Source organism: Pararoseomonas baculiformis (assembly GCF_017813395.1).
In the GTDB taxonomy this organism is placed as follows: Bacteria; Pseudomonadota; Alphaproteobacteria; order Acetobacterales; family Acetobacteraceae; genus Roseomonas; species Roseomonas baculiformis.
Map to the genome: position 1 here is coordinate 1 of NZ_JAGIZB010000048.1, position 15292 is coordinate 15292.

At 63.2% G+C, this 15292-nt stretch carries 13 protein-coding genes and 2 pseudogenes; 8 read left to right on the forward strand and 7 right to left on the reverse strand.

The features are described 5' to 3' along the window. Nucleotides 1-112: 112 nt before the first annotated feature. Nucleotides 113-259: pseudogene (locus J8J14_RS23165) on the forward strand (ATP-binding protein); the annotation flags it as partial. A gap of 265 nt (nucleotides 260-524) precedes the next feature. On the opposite strand, the gene J8J14_RS23170 reads toward J8J14_RS23165, so the two are convergent. The 7 genes from J8J14_RS23170 to J8J14_RS23200 form a co-directional block, all read right to left on the reverse strand. Beyond that, nucleotides 525-2231, reverse strand: a complete 1707-nt coding sequence (locus tag J8J14_RS23170; protein ID WP_245216107.1) for a methyl-accepting chemotaxis protein — start codon at nucleotides 2229-2231, stop codon at nucleotides 525-527. Nucleotides 2232-2573: 342 nt separating this feature from the next. Beyond that, nucleotides 2574-2963: a flagellar FliJ family protein gene (locus J8J14_RS23175; RefSeq protein ID WP_342452522.1), complete on the reverse strand. Its 390-nt coding sequence runs from the start codon at nucleotides 2961-2963 to the stop codon at nucleotides 2574-2576. Between the two features lie 37 nt (nucleotides 2964-3000). Next, nucleotides 3001-4371 (reverse strand): FliI/YscN family ATPase, encoded by a 1371-nt coding sequence (locus J8J14_RS23180; RefSeq protein WP_209381922.1) that lies wholly within the window; start codon nucleotides 4369-4371, stop codon nucleotides 3001-3003. Then, a complete protein-coding gene (locus J8J14_RS23185; protein WP_209381923.1) occupies nucleotides 4368-5201 on the reverse strand; it encodes a CheR family methyltransferase in 834 nt (277 codons plus the stop codon). The genes J8J14_RS23180 and J8J14_RS23185 overlap by 4 nt, the downstream gene beginning before the upstream one ends. Continuing rightward, a complete protein-coding gene (gene cheB / locus J8J14_RS23190) occupies nucleotides 5198-6337 on the reverse strand; it encodes a chemotaxis-specific protein-glutamate methyltransferase CheB (protein ID WP_245216108.1) in 1140 nt (379 codons plus the stop codon). The genes J8J14_RS23185 and cheB overlap by 4 nt, the downstream gene beginning before the upstream one ends. Further along, nucleotides 6334-6828 carry a chemotaxis protein CheW gene (locus J8J14_RS23195; protein WP_209381924.1) on the reverse strand — a complete coding sequence of 165 codons (495 nt, stop codon included), beginning with the start codon at nucleotides 6826-6828 and terminating at the stop codon, nucleotides 6334-6336. The genes cheB and J8J14_RS23195 overlap by 4 nt, the downstream gene beginning before the upstream one ends. After that, the gene (locus tag J8J14_RS23200) at nucleotides 6825-9401 is read right to left on the reverse strand and encodes a hybrid sensor histidine kinase/response regulator (protein WP_209381925.1); all 2577 of its coding nucleotides are present in this window, start codon (nucleotides 9399-9401) and stop codon (nucleotides 6825-6827) included. The genes J8J14_RS23195 and J8J14_RS23200 overlap by 4 nt, the downstream gene beginning before the upstream one ends. Nucleotides 9402-9744: 343 nt before the next feature. Between J8J14_RS23200 and J8J14_RS23205 the strand changes: the two genes are divergently transcribed. From J8J14_RS23205 to J8J14_RS23235, 7 genes and pseudogenes are all read left to right on the forward strand, one after another. Beyond that, on the forward strand, nucleotides 9745-10626 hold the full coding sequence (locus J8J14_RS23205) for a flagellin N-terminal helical domain-containing protein (protein WP_209381926.1): 882 nt from the start codon (nucleotides 9745-9747) through the stop codon (nucleotides 10624-10626). A gap of 115 nt (nucleotides 10627-10741) precedes the next feature. Next, entirely contained in the window at nucleotides 10742-11131 is a 390-nt protein-coding gene (locus tag J8J14_RS23210; protein ID WP_209381927.1) for a flagellar biosynthesis regulator FlaF, read from the forward strand. Beyond that, nucleotides 11128-11565 carry a flagellar biosynthesis repressor FlbT gene (locus J8J14_RS23215; protein ID WP_209381928.1) on the forward strand — a complete coding sequence of 146 codons (438 nt, stop codon included), beginning with the start codon at nucleotides 11128-11130 and terminating at the stop codon, nucleotides 11563-11565. The genes J8J14_RS23210 and J8J14_RS23215 overlap by 4 nt, the downstream gene beginning before the upstream one ends. 11 nt (nucleotides 11566-11576) lie before the next feature. Further along, a complete protein-coding gene (locus J8J14_RS23220; RefSeq protein ID WP_209381929.1) occupies nucleotides 11577-12332 on the forward strand; it encodes a DUF1217 domain-containing protein in 756 nt (251 codons plus the stop codon). A gap of 249 nt (nucleotides 12333-12581) precedes the next feature. Then, on the forward strand, nucleotides 12582-14087 hold the full coding sequence (locus J8J14_RS23225) for a flagellar hook-associated protein FlgK (protein ID WP_209381930.1): 1506 nt from the start codon (nucleotides 12582-12584) through the stop codon (nucleotides 14085-14087). Nucleotides 14088-14099: 12 nt separating this feature from the next. Next, nucleotides 14100-15170 carry a flagellin gene (locus J8J14_RS23230; RefSeq protein WP_209381931.1) on the forward strand — a complete coding sequence of 357 codons (1071 nt, stop codon included), beginning with the start codon at nucleotides 14100-14102 and terminating at the stop codon, nucleotides 15168-15170. A gap of 39 nt (nucleotides 15171-15209) precedes the next feature. Further along, a pseudogene (locus J8J14_RS23235) lies at nucleotides 15210-15292 on the forward strand (IS5/IS1182 family transposase); the annotation flags it as partial.

A 15292-nucleotide genomic window follows, 5' to 3' on the forward strand; every position in this document is an offset into this window, starting at 1 on the left:
CCCCGTGCGCAGGTCAGCGACAACAGTCGCAGCCGCTCCCCATGCAGCGGGTGATGCGGGTCGGTAACCGTCACCTCAGAGATGACCCGGTCCGAAACAGAGGCAGACCGATGTGTTCGGCGATGCCAAGATGACCACCGCTCTCCTCGACCGGCTCACCCACCACTGCCACATCCTGGAGACCGGAAACGACAGCTTCCGCTTCAGGAACAGCTCCGCAACCCAAGCCCATCGGGAGAAGAAGTCACAGTCTAACTGACAGGATCCGAAAACCCCGCTTCCATCCACAACCCGGGTCAGATCCTCATGGCAATCCCGGGTCAGTTCTCAGTGGCAATCAACACCTCGAGTGCACATCGCCGTGCGGACCTTTCTCCATCCTCCAGAACGAAGCAAGCGGCGGCTGGCAAACTTGCCAAGCCGCGCTGCTTCATTACGGAATCTGTCGCTCGCCGACATCCGGGAGCAGCCTTCGCACGCGGCTGTCTCCTGTACATGAACGAGCGACAAGGCGCCCGCAGTTCCTACGCTGCTCGAATCCCGGCGAGAAATGTGTCCACTTGGCCGCGCAGCTGCTCAGCGCGCTGTGCCAAATCGCCTGAAGCGGAACGCAACTGTGCCGCTGCCGCTCCGGTGCGCTCTGCTCCTTCTTTGACTCCCGCCGTATGGCCGGACACGTCCTGCGTACCAGATGCCGCCTCGGCAACCGCGCGCCCGATCTCCCGCGTTGCCCCAGACTGCTCCTCGGCAGCCGCAGCGACTCGCGTCGTAATGCTGTTCATTTCCTCAATCGTTCTAACAATGCCGGCGATTGAAGAGACAGCGCGCTCCGTCTGACCTTGCATCGCCGCAATCTGACTACCAATCTGCTCTGTCGCCTTCGCAGTCTGCGTCGCCAGAGTCTTCACTTCGCTCGCCACCACGGCGAAGCCGCGCCCGGCCTCGCCGGCGCGCGCCGCCTCGATTGTAGCATTCAGCGCTAACAAGTTGGTCTGGCCCGCGATGTCGTTGATCAGTCGCACTACGTCGCCGATGCTCCGCGCGGCCTCTGACAGCCCCTGCACTGCGCCGTCGGTCTGCCGTGCGTCATCTGCCGCCCGCCGCGCGACATCTGCCGAACTAGCAACCTGCCTCGCCACTTCCGCGATGGACGCCGCTAGCTCCTCAGATGATGCTGCTACAGTTTGAACATTTGCGCTGGCCTGTTCCGACGCTGCTGCCACCGAAGTCGCACGCTCTACCCCGTCGTGGGCGGTCGAAGCCATCTCCCCCGCAGTTGCGTTTAACTCTGTAGCGGCGGCTGCGACCGTGCGTAGTACCTCAGTCGCCTCAGCTTCGAAATTTCGGATGAGCCTGTCCACGCGCTCGCTGCGGGAGGCTTTTTCCGCTGCCTCCTTTGCCTGAGCTGCCGCGAGGAGATCTGCATCCTGCAGGCCAGTGCGGAACTCCTCGACTGCTTGCGCCATACCGCCAATCTCATCACGACGGCTCACTTCGGGAAGGTCGAAACCATAGTCGCGACGGGCAAGCTGGAGCATGGCTCCCGACATGCGGACGACCGGCTTGGCGATCTCCCTGTTCAGCCAGCCACCAGAAATCAGGGCAATTACGAGCGCGAACAAGGTCACGCCTCCCGTTTGCCATAGCGCAGAGACGTAGGTCTCCTCAGCGCGCGCAGCAGCTTCGGCGCCGTTTTTGGCAACGAAGTCAAGCAGTGCAGTGATGCTGTCGCGGACCTTGTTGAAAGCCGAGAGCATCTCGCCATTGAAGAGTCGTGCCGACTCCACTGCGTTTCCCGCTGAAACGAGCGCTTCAATGCGGGCGTCGAGCGCACGGTAGCCGCGGAAAGCCGCATCGAAGGTGTCGAGGAGTCTTTTTCCCTCGGCCGAGACGATATCGGTCTGCAAACGGCCATAATTTTCCTGGACGCGGCGCAGCGAGTCGGCCCCGCGCTGAGTAGCGCTTGCGCGGAGTTCGGCGTCGCTCGACATCACCATGTTAGCTTGGTTCATTCGGTAGCGAAGGGCGGCTTCGTTCAGGCGTCCGATCGCGTCCAGCTGAGGTAGCCATCTCTGTCCCAGCTCGTGAGCTTCATGCCTCACCGTGTCGATCCTGTGGATCGCCACAGCCCCTATTCCAACCACTACGAGAACGAGAGCGCCAAAGGCTATCGTCAGTTTCCTGGCGATTGAGAGACTAGACAGGAGCAACACGCGTAAAATCCTCCACATGTCCAAATCCGGAGGACTTCATATTGCCCGTAAGTTATCACCAGATTGTCACCAGAGTACCTTAGCTGGAGCAACTCTATCCGAGCGATTCTGGGCCGGTTTCTACATCGAAGCAGGGCGCACGAATTAGGCCGCATGAGATCACTGTAATGGGTTGGCAATAGCCAAGTGAACAAGAGCGGGATGTTGCTTATTGAGCGGAAGTAGATGGTGATGCCCGGAACAGGCGCGGGTTCCGTTGTGGCTGGAAATACCGCAAGGTAGTACGAATCCCCGAAGAAGGTTCGCTCACGTAAATTGGTACACAAATGCCACGCCAAACGCGACGCGGATCCTGCCACCTCAGCGAGCCAACTTCCTTGCTGCCATCTCGTCCAGCATCGCTTGGCTTCGGCGCGACATTTTCCGAGCCACCTCGTCCGCACGCCTCGCTCGCAGCAACTCCACCACGCGCTGGGCGGCACGCGCGGCGACCATTTCCTCGCGTGCGGCCTCGGCCGCATCTTCGGCCAGCCGAGCCTCGGTGGCAGCACGCTGCCGCAATGACTCACCGCGCGGCAGCCAAGCCGTCAGATCGCCAGTAATGTGTAGGGACAGCATTGCCTCCGAGCCGCATTCCGTCGTCGCAGCGGCCACTTCGCGCGGAATGGCCGCGGCAGCTGCGGTGGCGCGGTGGAACAGTTCAACTGCGCTGGATCGCCGTGCGGCCAAGATCCGTTGAGCCTCCGCCACCTTCAATCCGTGCAGGCGGTGCAGAGTAGCGAGGGAGTCACGCTGAGGCATCGGCCTGCGCGAGTATGTCCGCCAGAGAGGCGAATGTGTCATCCACGGTCAGGACTGGATCCTCCTTACGTTGCGAGAGGAAGGCCTCAATGCGCGGACCCAGGCGCAGTGCCTCGTCCACTGCGGAGTCGGTGCCGTGTTTATAGGCGCCGAGCCGTACGAGTTCCGCCATATCACCTTGGAGCGAGAGAATGCTGCGGGCCCGCGCCATGAGCGTACGCTCGTGCGGTGCAAGGCAGCCCGGAACGGTACGCGACAGACTCCGGAGGACATCCACGGCGGGCCAGCGTCCACGTTCTCCGATCAAGCGGTCGAGGACGACATGTCCATCGAGAATCCCGCGCACTGCATCGGCAACGGGCTCGTCGTGGTCATCACCCTCTACTAGTACAGTAAAGAGACCAGTGATTGCTCCACCACCAGGCCGATCAGCGCAGGGACCGGCGCGCTCCAGCAAACGGGGCAACTCTGCAAAGACGCTAGGCGTATAGCCGCGGGTTGCCGGCGGTTCCCCTGCAGCCAAGCCGATTTCCCGGCAAGCAAGTGCGAAGCGGGTCAGGCTGTCCATCATCAGCAGCACATGCCGGCCCTCTGCGGCGAGCGCCTCGGCCACAGTCATAGCTGCGTAAGCCGCTTCGCGGCGCATTAGCGCTGGCGCGTCAGAGGTGGCGCAAACTACTACGCTGCGCGCAAGCCCCTCCGGCCCCAAATCGTCCTCTAGGAACTCCCGCAGCTCGCGCCCGCGCTCGCCAACGAGGCAGAGCACTGCGACATCGCATTCGGCGCCGCGCGCGAGCATGGACAAAAGCGTCGATTTCCCGACTCCGGAGGCAGCAAAGAGACCAAGGCGCTGGCCGCGGCGCATGGTGCAGAAGGCGTCCAGCGCCCGAACGCCGAGGTGAAGGCGCGGACCTAAGCGGGCACGCTGCCCAGCATCTGGCGGGGGGCGCCGAACTGGATGTGACACAGGGCCAAGGGGAAGTGGACCGAGCCCGTCCATTGGTCGGCCGAGCGGATCCACCACGCGGCCGAGCCATCCAGCGCCTGGGCATAGCTCAGCCGCTCCCCGGTACAGGACCGGGGAGCCGAGACGCACGCCGTCTAGCGCGCCGAAGGGCATGGCGCGAGCTCTGTCCTCGGAGAGGGAAACGATCTCAGCAGGGATGAGGCCGGCGGCTCCCATCACCTCTACCCGGGCTCCGCAGGCGACGATGCTCTGTAATCCCGTGACGTCGATCGAGAGTGTGCCGGCGCTCGCAACGCCCCCCTGAATGCGACCCTTGGGAAGGGTACGCAGCGCGGCCGTCGCGGCTGTCGCTCGACGCGCTAAGTCACTGCGCTGGGGCTGACTGTTCACGCCGGCATTCCCTGCAGGGCACCGGTGAAGCAGTAGGCTCCACGATATTCTGGCAGCGGTGTGACTCGGGTGGACAGGCCTAACATTGTCTCCGCCGCCCCGAGGTAGAGCACGCCATCAGGAGCCAACCGCCTCAAGCAGGCCTCCACCACCTGCTCCTTTGTTTGCTTGTCCAGATAAATGAGGATATTGCGGAGCAGGATCACGTCGAAGGGGCCACTGACGGAAATCTGCCCGATAAGATTACCTACTTCGAAGCGGCAGTCCTCGCGCAAGCCGGGCTGTACCCGCCAGTTTGGGCCTTCGGGAATGAACCAACGCGCCAAGCGCTCAGGCGACAGTCCCCGTTGAACCTCGAATGTGCTGAAGACGCCTTCCTGCGCACGATTGATCACCTTGCCGCAGATATCAGTGCCAAAGATACTCACCCGCCTTCCGCCGAGGGATCCCTGGACCTCCCTTGCCAGCATCGCCACGGAGTAGGCTTCCTGTCCAGTCGAGCAGGCTGCGGACCAGACGCGGAGTGTCGCACCACGTGCGCGAGCTGCAGCGAGTCGCGGCAGAGCCGTGCCGGCTAGGTGATCGAAGGGGAGACGGTCACGGAAGAAACTCGTTTCGTTCGTTGTCAATGCCTCAGCGACCTGCCTCGCGAGTTCAGTCGCGCCTGGCAGCGCCAGCCGTTGCGCGAGCGCCATTAGGTCGACCAGTCCATTCTGACGCAGCACGGGTCCAAGCCGGCTTGAGAGCAGATAGCCCTGGTCCGGTCCCAAAACGAGGCCAGATACATCCTGAACGACTCGGGCGATTTGGCGGTATTGAGGCTCGATCACGAGGCACCAGCCAGTTCCGCCAAGCGGCGGGCCAGTTCGGGGAGTGGCAACACCTCGTGCGCCGCACGGCGCTCCACCACCGCACCGGGCATACCCCAGACTACGCTGCTCTGTGCGTCTTGCGCGAGCACGTATCCACCCGCCGCCTGTATTGCAGCTGCCCCAGCTCCACCATCATGGCCCATCCCCGTCAGCACAGCGGCGATGCAGCGGTCGCCGTAGATGGTCGCCAAGCTGCGCATCATGGGATCCACTGCAGGGCGGCAAAAATGCTCTTCTGGCCCGTCGGACAGCTGCAGCGTCGGCGGAGCGCCGGCTGAAGCCACCAGATGGTGCCCACCGGGTGCCAGATAGGCGTAACCGGCCTGAGGCACAGTGCCAGCCGCGGCGACCACGGCGCGCACGGCGCCCAAGCGGCTGAGATGCTCGGCCAACATAGGAATGAATGGGGGCGGCATATGCTGGGTCAGCAACAAGGGTATCCTCGGTGCACGACGAAAGGCGCGGAACACTTCGGCAAGCGCCTGAGGTCCTCCTGTGGATGAGCCGATGGCGAGGATGCTTGCCTGCGCGCCCATGGACCTGGGACGAGCGGCGAGTACGGGTGCTCCCGGGCTGGGCGGTGGCACCGCCATTACGGCTGGTGCCACAACGACAGGGGTGACAGTCCCCCGGACGGGCGCGCGCCGGCGAAGGGCACCATGTCCCTTCACGCGGGTGATGAGCTCCTGGGCGAATGATTTCTCCTCGCCACTACTTGGCTTGGGCATGCAGTCGGATGCTCCGCGTCGCAGAGCCTCCATAGCAGCCGAGGCGCCACGGGTTGTCAGGGTGGAGACGACAATGACGCGCAGCCTCGCATCCAATTGCATCATCAGGGGCAGTGCAGTCAGCCCATCCATGATTGGCATCTCGATGTCGAGAACGGCAACGTCGATCCCACCGCGCCGTATTGCGGCCACCGCCTCCTCACCATTGCGTGCACGGGCCACGACCTGAAGATCTGGGTCTGCTTCTAGCATGCGTGCGGTCGCGGTGCGGATCACCGCGCTGTCGTCGCAGATTAAGACTCTCAGACGCTCGTGGTCTGGCTCCGACCCGACGCTGCGCGTACCGGTTCCCAAAGCATGGCTCAAGATATGCCCCCTTCAACGCCCCGGCCAAAAGCCAGGAGCTGTGCAGGGTCGAGCTCGATTAGGAGCTCGCCATCAAGCTGGTAGACGGCGGTGGCGTGGGTGCGCCAAGTATCCCCGAGCGTAGCTGGAGCCTCCTCGCGTGTCTCGGGGGAGATGCTGATCACCTCGCGGACGCTGTCGGCAACTAAGCTGTACAATTCGCCATCGTATTCAACAATGATGCTCATCTGTGGGGCGCCCCGGTCAGCAGGGGGAAGTCCGAGACGGCTCCGAAGCTCAACCGCGGTCACGATACGACCTCTCAGGTTCAGCACACCTGCGACACCCGGCGGAGCCAGAGGCACCCGTGTGATCGCCTCCGCGCGAAGTACGTCACGAACACATGGAACAGGGATGCCACAAAGGCGGCCGGCGATCTGAAGCGTGAGCAGCAGGCGAGACTCTTCGATCGCTGAACGGCGCGGGGACATCTGCAGGAGTTGGGCGTTCATGCGGCTTCACTCATGTTAGATAGGGCGTTAGCAAGTGCGCTCAGCACGCGATCGCGGTCGAACTTAGCGACGTGATCGCTAAAGCCCGCCGCACGCCCGCGCATCAGGTCCTTCGGGCTTGAGCGGCTGCTCAGCGCCACGACCGGGAGCTTGGACCAGGGTCCGCCGCGGCGGATCTCAGCCACTAAGCCAAAGCCGTCCATGCCGGGCATCTCGATGTCGGACAGAATCGCGTCGAAGACCGCACCGCTGTCGCGGAGGCGAAGAGCTGAGGCAGCGTCCGCGCAGGCTGTTACGTCATAGCCGGCTGTAGAGAGCGCGGGAACGACGATCTGCCGGAAGAAGCCGCTATCCTCGACTACAAGCAAACGTGGTACTGCTTGGTCGGTCTTACCGAACCAGCTAGGATCTCCCTGGCGCAGCCAGTAGGCGCAGTCCAAGACATCGGTCGCGTGGCCCGCAATGATAGCGCTACCGAGAAATCCTGCGTGCTGAGCCGAGGGGCGCAGGTCGATGCGGGACTCGATGACGTCCAAGATCTCGTCCACCATCAGGCCGAGCATTCGGTCGCCGTCCTGGAAAACTAGAAGTTGCTGGTGTGCCCCGGCCAAGGGCTTAGCCCAGGCGCCGAGTGGCATGAGCGGCATCAGTCGACCGCGGTACTGCACGACCGGGCGGTCACCGGCCATCTCGATGGTGGAGGAGGGTAGTGCCTCTAGCCGCGCGACGAGGCCGAGTGGCACTGCCTTGGGCGTTGGCGTACCGCCTGCCCGGAACAGAAGGAGCTGGGCTCCTTCCTCATCCTTCGTGATCGTCTCGCCCTGAGCTTGGGCAGTTCGATCGCTGCCAATGCCTGCCATGCGGGCGACGCCGGAAGGATCGATGATCATGATGACCCCGCCGTCGCCCAAAATGGTGTTGCCGGAGAACGCCTGGAGATCACGCAGAATAGGGGCAACTGGCTTAACAACGATTTCCTCAGTGTCAAAGACGCCGTTAACCAGCAATCCAAACCGGGCAGTATCGGCCTGCAGCACAGCGACGAACCCTTCGACCGGCGCTCCTCCTCCCAAAAATGGCGCGAGATTTAGCAGCGGGCCGAGCTGTACAAGCGGAAGTAGCTGACCGCGCAGCCGCAGTACTGGGGCGGAGTCCACCCACTCGACTCGCGTGTTGCCGCCGCCAACCCGAACGAGTTCGACAACGGCCGACTGCGGAACCGCAAAGCGCTCCCCGACGGATTCCACGACTAGTCCCGAGATTATGGCAAGGGTCAGCGGGATCCGAATGGTCAGCACCGTTCCGCGGCCCTGGGTGGTCTGCAGGTCCACATTGCCGCCGATGCGCTCGATGTTGTTGCGCACCACGTCCATCCCAACGCCGCGGCCGGACACGGACGTGACTGCTTCAGCGGTCGAGAAACCGGGTCGGAAGACGAAACGGGCAACATCCGCGTCCTCCATGGCCGTGACGGCCGCTTCTGTGGCCAGGCCACGCTCCACGGCGCGCTGCCGCACACGGGTGAGGTCCAGGCCACGGCCGTCGTCTGCGATCTGGATGACGATGCGTCCGCCTTCCTGGCGAGCGGAGAGCAGGATGCGCCCGGTCTCCAGCTTGCCGGCTCGGATTCGCTGCTCGGGCGTCTCTAGGCCGTGGTCGGCGCAGTTGCGCACCATATGCGTCAGCGGGTCGCGGATCAGCTCCAAAACCTGCCGATCCAACTCAGTGTCCCCGCCCGTCATAACGAGATCGATTTTTTTGTTCAGCTCCTGCCCGAGATCGCGAACTAGGCGCGGTAGCTTCGCCCAGGCAGCCGAGACCGGCTGCATCCGGGTCTTCATCACCCCTTCCTGCATATCAGTAGTAATGCGCGACAGTCGCTGCAGCGGAGCAGAGAAGGGCGTGCTGCCCTGGCTCCGCGCCACCTGCAGAAGCTGGTTGCGCACTAGCACCAGCTCAGATGCCAACGTCATCAGCTCGTCCAGCACGGGGAGAGAAACCCGGATTGCCTGCACCGGAAGATTGGTGTCGACCGTGCTAGAAGCTACTGGAGTAGCTGCCGCTGTCGCTCCGGATGGGGGTGCAGGCCCGTCGTGAACTATGGCTAGGGCAGACGCGACTGCAGTCGGCTCTTCATCCGCCTGAGGTGGTTCATCGTCCCGGGTGGCAGGGTCCGTCGGCTGGGTTGACACGTGTTCGTCTTGCACCAGCGCCTCCAACCGGGCTAGCAGCGCCGAATCGTCGCCCTTCGGCTCCTCGCCTGCGTCAGCAAGGCCACCCATGATTAGGCGAATGGTGTCGAGAGCGGCCAGTACGGCGGTGATACCGTCCGGAGTGACGGAGCGCTCGCCGTCACGGTACAGACCAAGTAGGGATTCGGCAGCATGGGCCACGGTCTCCAGTCTTGAGAGGCCGAGGAAACCGCAGGTACCCTTCACGGTATGCACCAGGCGAAAAATCCGCGCCAGGATCTCAGCGTCCTCTGACGCGCGCTCTAAATCGACGAGCGCGGTGTCCAGCTCAGCCAGCGCCTCGTTGGTTTCGGCCAGAAATTCCGAGATGAGGTCGTCCACGCCCGTGCTTCCGTCTGCTACCCGCACAAGCTAGAACACGGCCAAATTCCGACCAGTCTGTTAACCTCTCTCAATTCTCTGCACTCAATGGGCAAGGTGGCGGGCGCTGCCTTCCGCGGAAAGGGCAGAGAGGTGCAAAAAAGCCCCAGGCCGTAAACATCTGGTTAGTAAACCCCTCCCAGCTTTCTTCCACAGGCCGCCCAAGGAAGGGGCGGGAGGGATGGTGCGGCGGAGGATCCGCCCAGCGATCGTCCTTTGGCTAGGCCGCCCCGTCACAGAACCCAGGGGAGGCCGGCCGCATCGTCGGAAAAGCCGGCGATGTAAGGTAAAAAGGATCCGTACCATGGCCCTCAATTCGGTCATCACCAATGCTGGCGCGATGGTGGCTCTTCAGTCGTTGAATAAGACCAACGACATGATGGACGTTACCCAGAAGCGCATCTCCACCGGCTACCGCGTTGCGGACTCCAAGGACGACGGCGCGGCTTTCGCCGTGGCCCAGAAGGTCCGCGGCGACGTGGCGGGTCTGACCAGCGCAAATGAGCAGCTCGGTGGCGCGACCGGCCTGCTGGACACCACGCTGACGGGCCTTAAGAGCATCTCTGAGACTCTCTCCAGCGTGAAATCGGTGATGACGAAGCTCGCCGACGACAAGATCACCGGAGAGGAGCGCGCTAACTACGAGAGCCAGTACACCCAGCTGCGCCAGCAGGTGGGCTCATTCGTTAACGACTCGACCTACAACGGCGCTTCTCTGCTGGGAACGTCAGGTGCTGCGGACGGAGCAACTGCAGCGGCTGGCACCGACTTCAACGTGGTGCGCAGCGAGAAGCTGGCGACCTACGCGCTGGAAGGGCAGGATTCCGGCTCTTTCGATCTGGGTACGCTCGCTACTATCAGCACTGGCACAACTGATGCAGCGAAGGCCCTGAACTGGAAGGCCGCGCTCGCGCAGACCACGGCGGGCGGGTTCGCTTACGTCGAGCAGAAAGTTAACAACGCGCTGAATCAGTACGGTAACGACAGCAAGGCGATCAGCAACCAGGTCTCTTACAACAAGAGCAAGATGGAAGCTCTAGAGACCGGCCTTGGTGCGCTGATCGACGCGGACCTCGCCAAGGAGTCCGCGCGCATGCAGTCGCTGACCATCCGCCAGCAGCTCGGCACTACGTCACTGAGCACGGCGAACCAGGCTCCCTCGTCGTTGCTCAGCCTCTTCCGCTAAGCAGATCGTGGCGGTGATCACCGCCTGAAATGGCCGGGGACTCGTAGCAGCCCCCGGCCACGCTGCCGATACAGGGCCATGCGGCCCATTGCCGTCAAAACGAGAGGCTGGCATCGTGCATCCATCCCCTTCCCAGGCCCTGCGCGCTTATGGCGCAGTCCAGGCCACCCGATCCCTGCGCGAACAGGAAGCCGAAGTTTATACGACTCTCTCTGGCCGCCTTCGCGCGGCCCTGTGCAGCGGCTCCGAGATGGACCGAACTCGCGCCCGTGCCGACGCGCGCCGGCTCTTCAACGCCCTGGAGGTGCTTGTGCTGCATCCCTCCTGCCCACTGCCTCAGGAAATCCGAGGGAATATCGCCTCTGTGGCGCGGGTGGCGCTCGCCGATATTGAAGGCGAGAAGACTGACTTCACCTTCTTGGCCGAGATCTGCGATAACTTCGCGGCCGGTCTGCGCACCCGGCCGGTTACGGCCAACACTCCCACGGAAGCGGCGGCAGCATGAGCCAGAACACTGAGGCACCGGCTCCGTCACAGGGCAGGCTGGTGCTAGACCTGCGCGCAGGGGACCGCATGCTTGTCAATGGCGCGGCGCTGCAGTTTAGAACCCGGACCAGCGTGATGCTCGGCAATCATGCCCGATTTCTATTTGGCAAGCAGATCATGTCGCAGGAAGATGCCCGCACGCCTGCGCGACGCATCTACTTTGCCATTCAAGCCGCTTATGTCGCGGAGGACGCAGAGCGGCCCGCCTACATCGCGGCCGCTCGCGAGCTGACCGACGAGTATTCTGCCGCCACTACATCCGACACCGCACGTGCAATTCTCGCCTCAGCCATCGCATCTCTCGAGCGCGGCGATTGCTGGGAGGCGATGCGTGGCCTTCGCCGCCTCTTTGCTCACGACGACGCGGTGCTCGCGCTGACCACCGCCCCGTAGTGCAGCGAACCATGGCAGCCAATCCGAATCTGTTGACCCTGTTCGGCGGATCGGCAGCCACGCCTACATCCATGTCCTCGTCCGAGGCAGTAACCTTCTACAACCAGTCCCTGAAGAACGCTGGCAAGGACACCGAGCGTCTGCGAGCAGACCCAACCATCAAGCGGGAGCTCGCATCCCTGTTCAAGGCGGTTGACAAAGCTAGAGCTCCGGAGGATCTCCTGAGGGATCCTGACGCGAGGCGGGTTCTGATGCAGGGGCTCGGCCTTGCGGACCAAGTTGACAACGCCGGCCTGGCGATCAAGGCCTTGACCTCTGATCCGTCAAAGCCGAACAGCTTAGCCAAGCAGCTTCCGGACCAGCGCTGGTCCTCAGCTGCTGCCCAGTTAGACTTCGCCGCGTCTGGTCTGAAGAAGCTGAAAGACCCTGCGTTCCGTCAGCTCATCTCCGATGGGCTCGTCGAGTACAGGCGACTCTCAGCTATATCTAAGAAGAGCCAAATTGTGGCAGACGCGCTGGCCATCAAGGCTCTGCCCGACACCAAGCCAAACATCTATACGGTTCTCGGGGACAAGGTCATGCGGCGCGTTGCCACGACCGTCGCCAGCCTGCCGGATCAACTTGCGCTTCAGTCCATTGAAGCCCAGGCACGCAGCCTTTCTGCGCGTTTCGACGTCGATCAGTTCGCTGACCCAAAGAAGCGCGACAAGCTAATCCAACGTTACCTCGTCGCGGCCTCTGGCTCAGGAATTTCCTTGATGGCCTGAGCCGATCCTTTCAGCTGAATAGCCCTGGGTGCCGGCAGAGTATCCCTCGTGCTCCGGACTGCCGGGCAGGAAGCAAACAGATCGGCGCCACCGAAGCAGGGGCTAGCGTAGATGACTCTGGCTCATCGCGTGGCGGAAGCGGCGTGAGCCGGCGCCGTTCAGGCGATCCGTACCTACGCCGGAGCGGTGCCGTGGGCGAATGCGGCGGCTGGTGACAATGCGTTAACAATCAGCGCGGGTTATGCCGCTATGAGCCTCGACACCGCGCTCTTAACCGCCGGCAGCGGCCTCCGGCTCGCGTCGCGCCAGCTCGCGGCTGCGTCCCATAACGTCTCCAATGCCGGGACGGCAGGCTATACGCGAAAGCAGGTGGCCGGTCTGTCAGTCGACACTGGGGGCGTGCGCGCGCTCGACCCTCAGCGGGATGTGGACCCGGCGATGCGGACGGAAGCGCGCCGGGCTGCGGGAGAGGAGGCGGCCGCAGCGCTCCGCAGCGGTGTCCTGGCGCGACTTTCCCAGTTGCAGGGGGACCCGTCCGACGGTTCCAGCATCGGCGGCCTGATGGGAGCGTTGCGCGACAACTTCACGACTCTCTCCGACAGCCCGGCGGACGCTGGCAAGCAGACCGCGACACTTGAGGCCGCCCGTTCCCTCGCAGAACGAATCAACACGGTCGGCTCAGCCACGAGCCAGGCGAGGCAGGGCGTGCAGGATGGCCTGCGGGAGGACGTGAGCCGTGCCAATGGGCTGGTGCAGGACATCGCCCGCCTGGACCGGTTGGTTAGGAACGAAGTTGCCGCAGGTCGCAGCGCGGTAGAGTTGCTGGATCAGCGGGACGCCGCGGTGTCAGACCTGTCCAGCCTCATCAACGTCACACCAGTACCAGAGAGCAGCAACGGGATCGGGCTTCTCCTGCCCAGCGGCGCTACCCTGCCATTGGATCCGCATACTAGTCCGTTCAGTTTGGCGGACGTGACGGTGACTGATCACGACTACTTCGGAGCGCCTAGTGGGAAGCTCCCGGGGCTCACCGTCAACGGCGTGCCTCTCGCCTTGACGAGTGGACTCGGCGGCCGGATTGGTGAGGGCTTCAAGTTGCGTGACGAGACCCTGCCCCGTCTGCAAGCGGAGCTCGATGTGACTGCCGCCACCCTCGCATACAGGCTTGCGGAGCAGGGGCTTCGGCTGTTCACCGACTCCGGAGGCACCCAGGGACCGGACCCGCTTGCCGGAGGCGCAGGGCCGGCAATGGCGGGCTTCGCCAGTCGGATCCAAATCAACCCTGAAGTGGCAAGCGAGCCCCGGCTGCTGCGGGATGGCACTGCGAACTCTGGTTCCTTTCCACCGAACCCTGCTGGCGGTCCGAGCGGCTACAGTGCCCTCCTGAATCGCATCAATGACTATGCATTCGGTGCGCACATCAGCGCCGGAACTTTGCACCCGTCTATCCCGCGGAGCCAACTCGGGCCAAGTGGAAATATCAGCACCGGCGTGGCTACCTCCACCCGAATCGTCGACTTTGCAGCGACTGTCATCGGCAGACAGAGCGAGGAGGCGGCTGCGGCGAAGGGTGCCGCCGGGCAGGCAGCGGCCATCCGCGCACAGTTCGGCACGCTGCTTCAGCAGCGTGAAGGTGTTGATGTTGATGCCGAGATGGCGTCCATGGTGCAGCTTCAGAATGCGTACGCCGCGAATGCCCGGGTAATGTCCGTAGTACAGGACATGTGGGACGCGTTGCTGGCGTCTGTCAGGTAAGGAGAGGCGAAGATGGCAATCAGCGGCTTCCGTGGCCTGGACAGCACCATGCTGGCGGCTATGCAGCTTCGTTCCCGCTTCAATGAGGAGACACGACAGGCGGCGAGCGGCATGCGGACGGACACCTACGCTGGCCTCGGTTCGGATGCGCGGCATTCAGTCAGTCTCCGCGGCGAGTTCCTGCGCCGCGAGGCTCTGGCCACCAATGCTAGCCAAGCTGAGGCACGCGTATCGTATACTCAGACGATCCTCACCCGGCTTTCCGATATCGCGACCGCCATGGCTACCTCCGCGGACGACGGCCTCGGCGTTTTGGGTACCGATCGTAACCTCATTGCGGAGAACGCACGTAAGGCCCTCGCGGAGGTAACAGGCCTGCTCGGCGAGCGGTACCAGGGCGAGGCCGTGTTCGGTGGCAGTGATCCAGAGAATGATCCAATCGTCAGCCCTGACGAGATCTTCAAATCCGGTCTCTATACCGGCGTCCGCGGTGAGGTAATGAAGCTCGGCACGATCGACGCCGCCGCGGTATTGGCGAGCACTCGCGCACTGGCTAGCAGTGACGATACCTCCGTAACCCCGTTCTCTGCGCACGCTGCCGCGTCCTCCCGAGGGGAGGTCGATGACCCTCGGCGCAGCGTTACCGTGGCTGACGGTGTTCGGGTTGAAATCGGCCTCTACCCGAATCGCGACTCGTCACCGCTCCCGGTGGGCGCTGAAAGCACCGGGTCCTGGTCGCGCGACCTACTACATGGGCTAAGCGTACTATCAAACCTCGACGCTGCACCAGCCGCGAGCGACACTGGAGCGCTCCTAAAGGGTGTGATCGCTACGCTTCGATCGGCGAAAGATCGAGTGGACCACGAAGCCGGCGCACTCGGCTATGCCGAACAACGGCTTTCCGCCGCGCGCGCGCAGAACACCGAGGTTGCTAGTCAGCTGGAGCGGCAGCTAGGTGACTTGGAGTCCGTTGACCTGGCGGAAGCATTCGTACGTCTTCAGACCACCCAAAGTCATCTGCAGGCGAGTTACAAAACTCTTGCCATGCTCGGTGATCTCACACTCACGAGCTTTCTGCGCTAAAAGCTCGGGACAAAACCTGGGCTGAGGCGTTGAGGAGGGATGGCGCTCCTCGTTCCTGATGACCTCTGGTCGGCGGTGGAACCGCTGTTGCCGCGGGAGCGGCCGAAGCCCAAGGGCGGTCG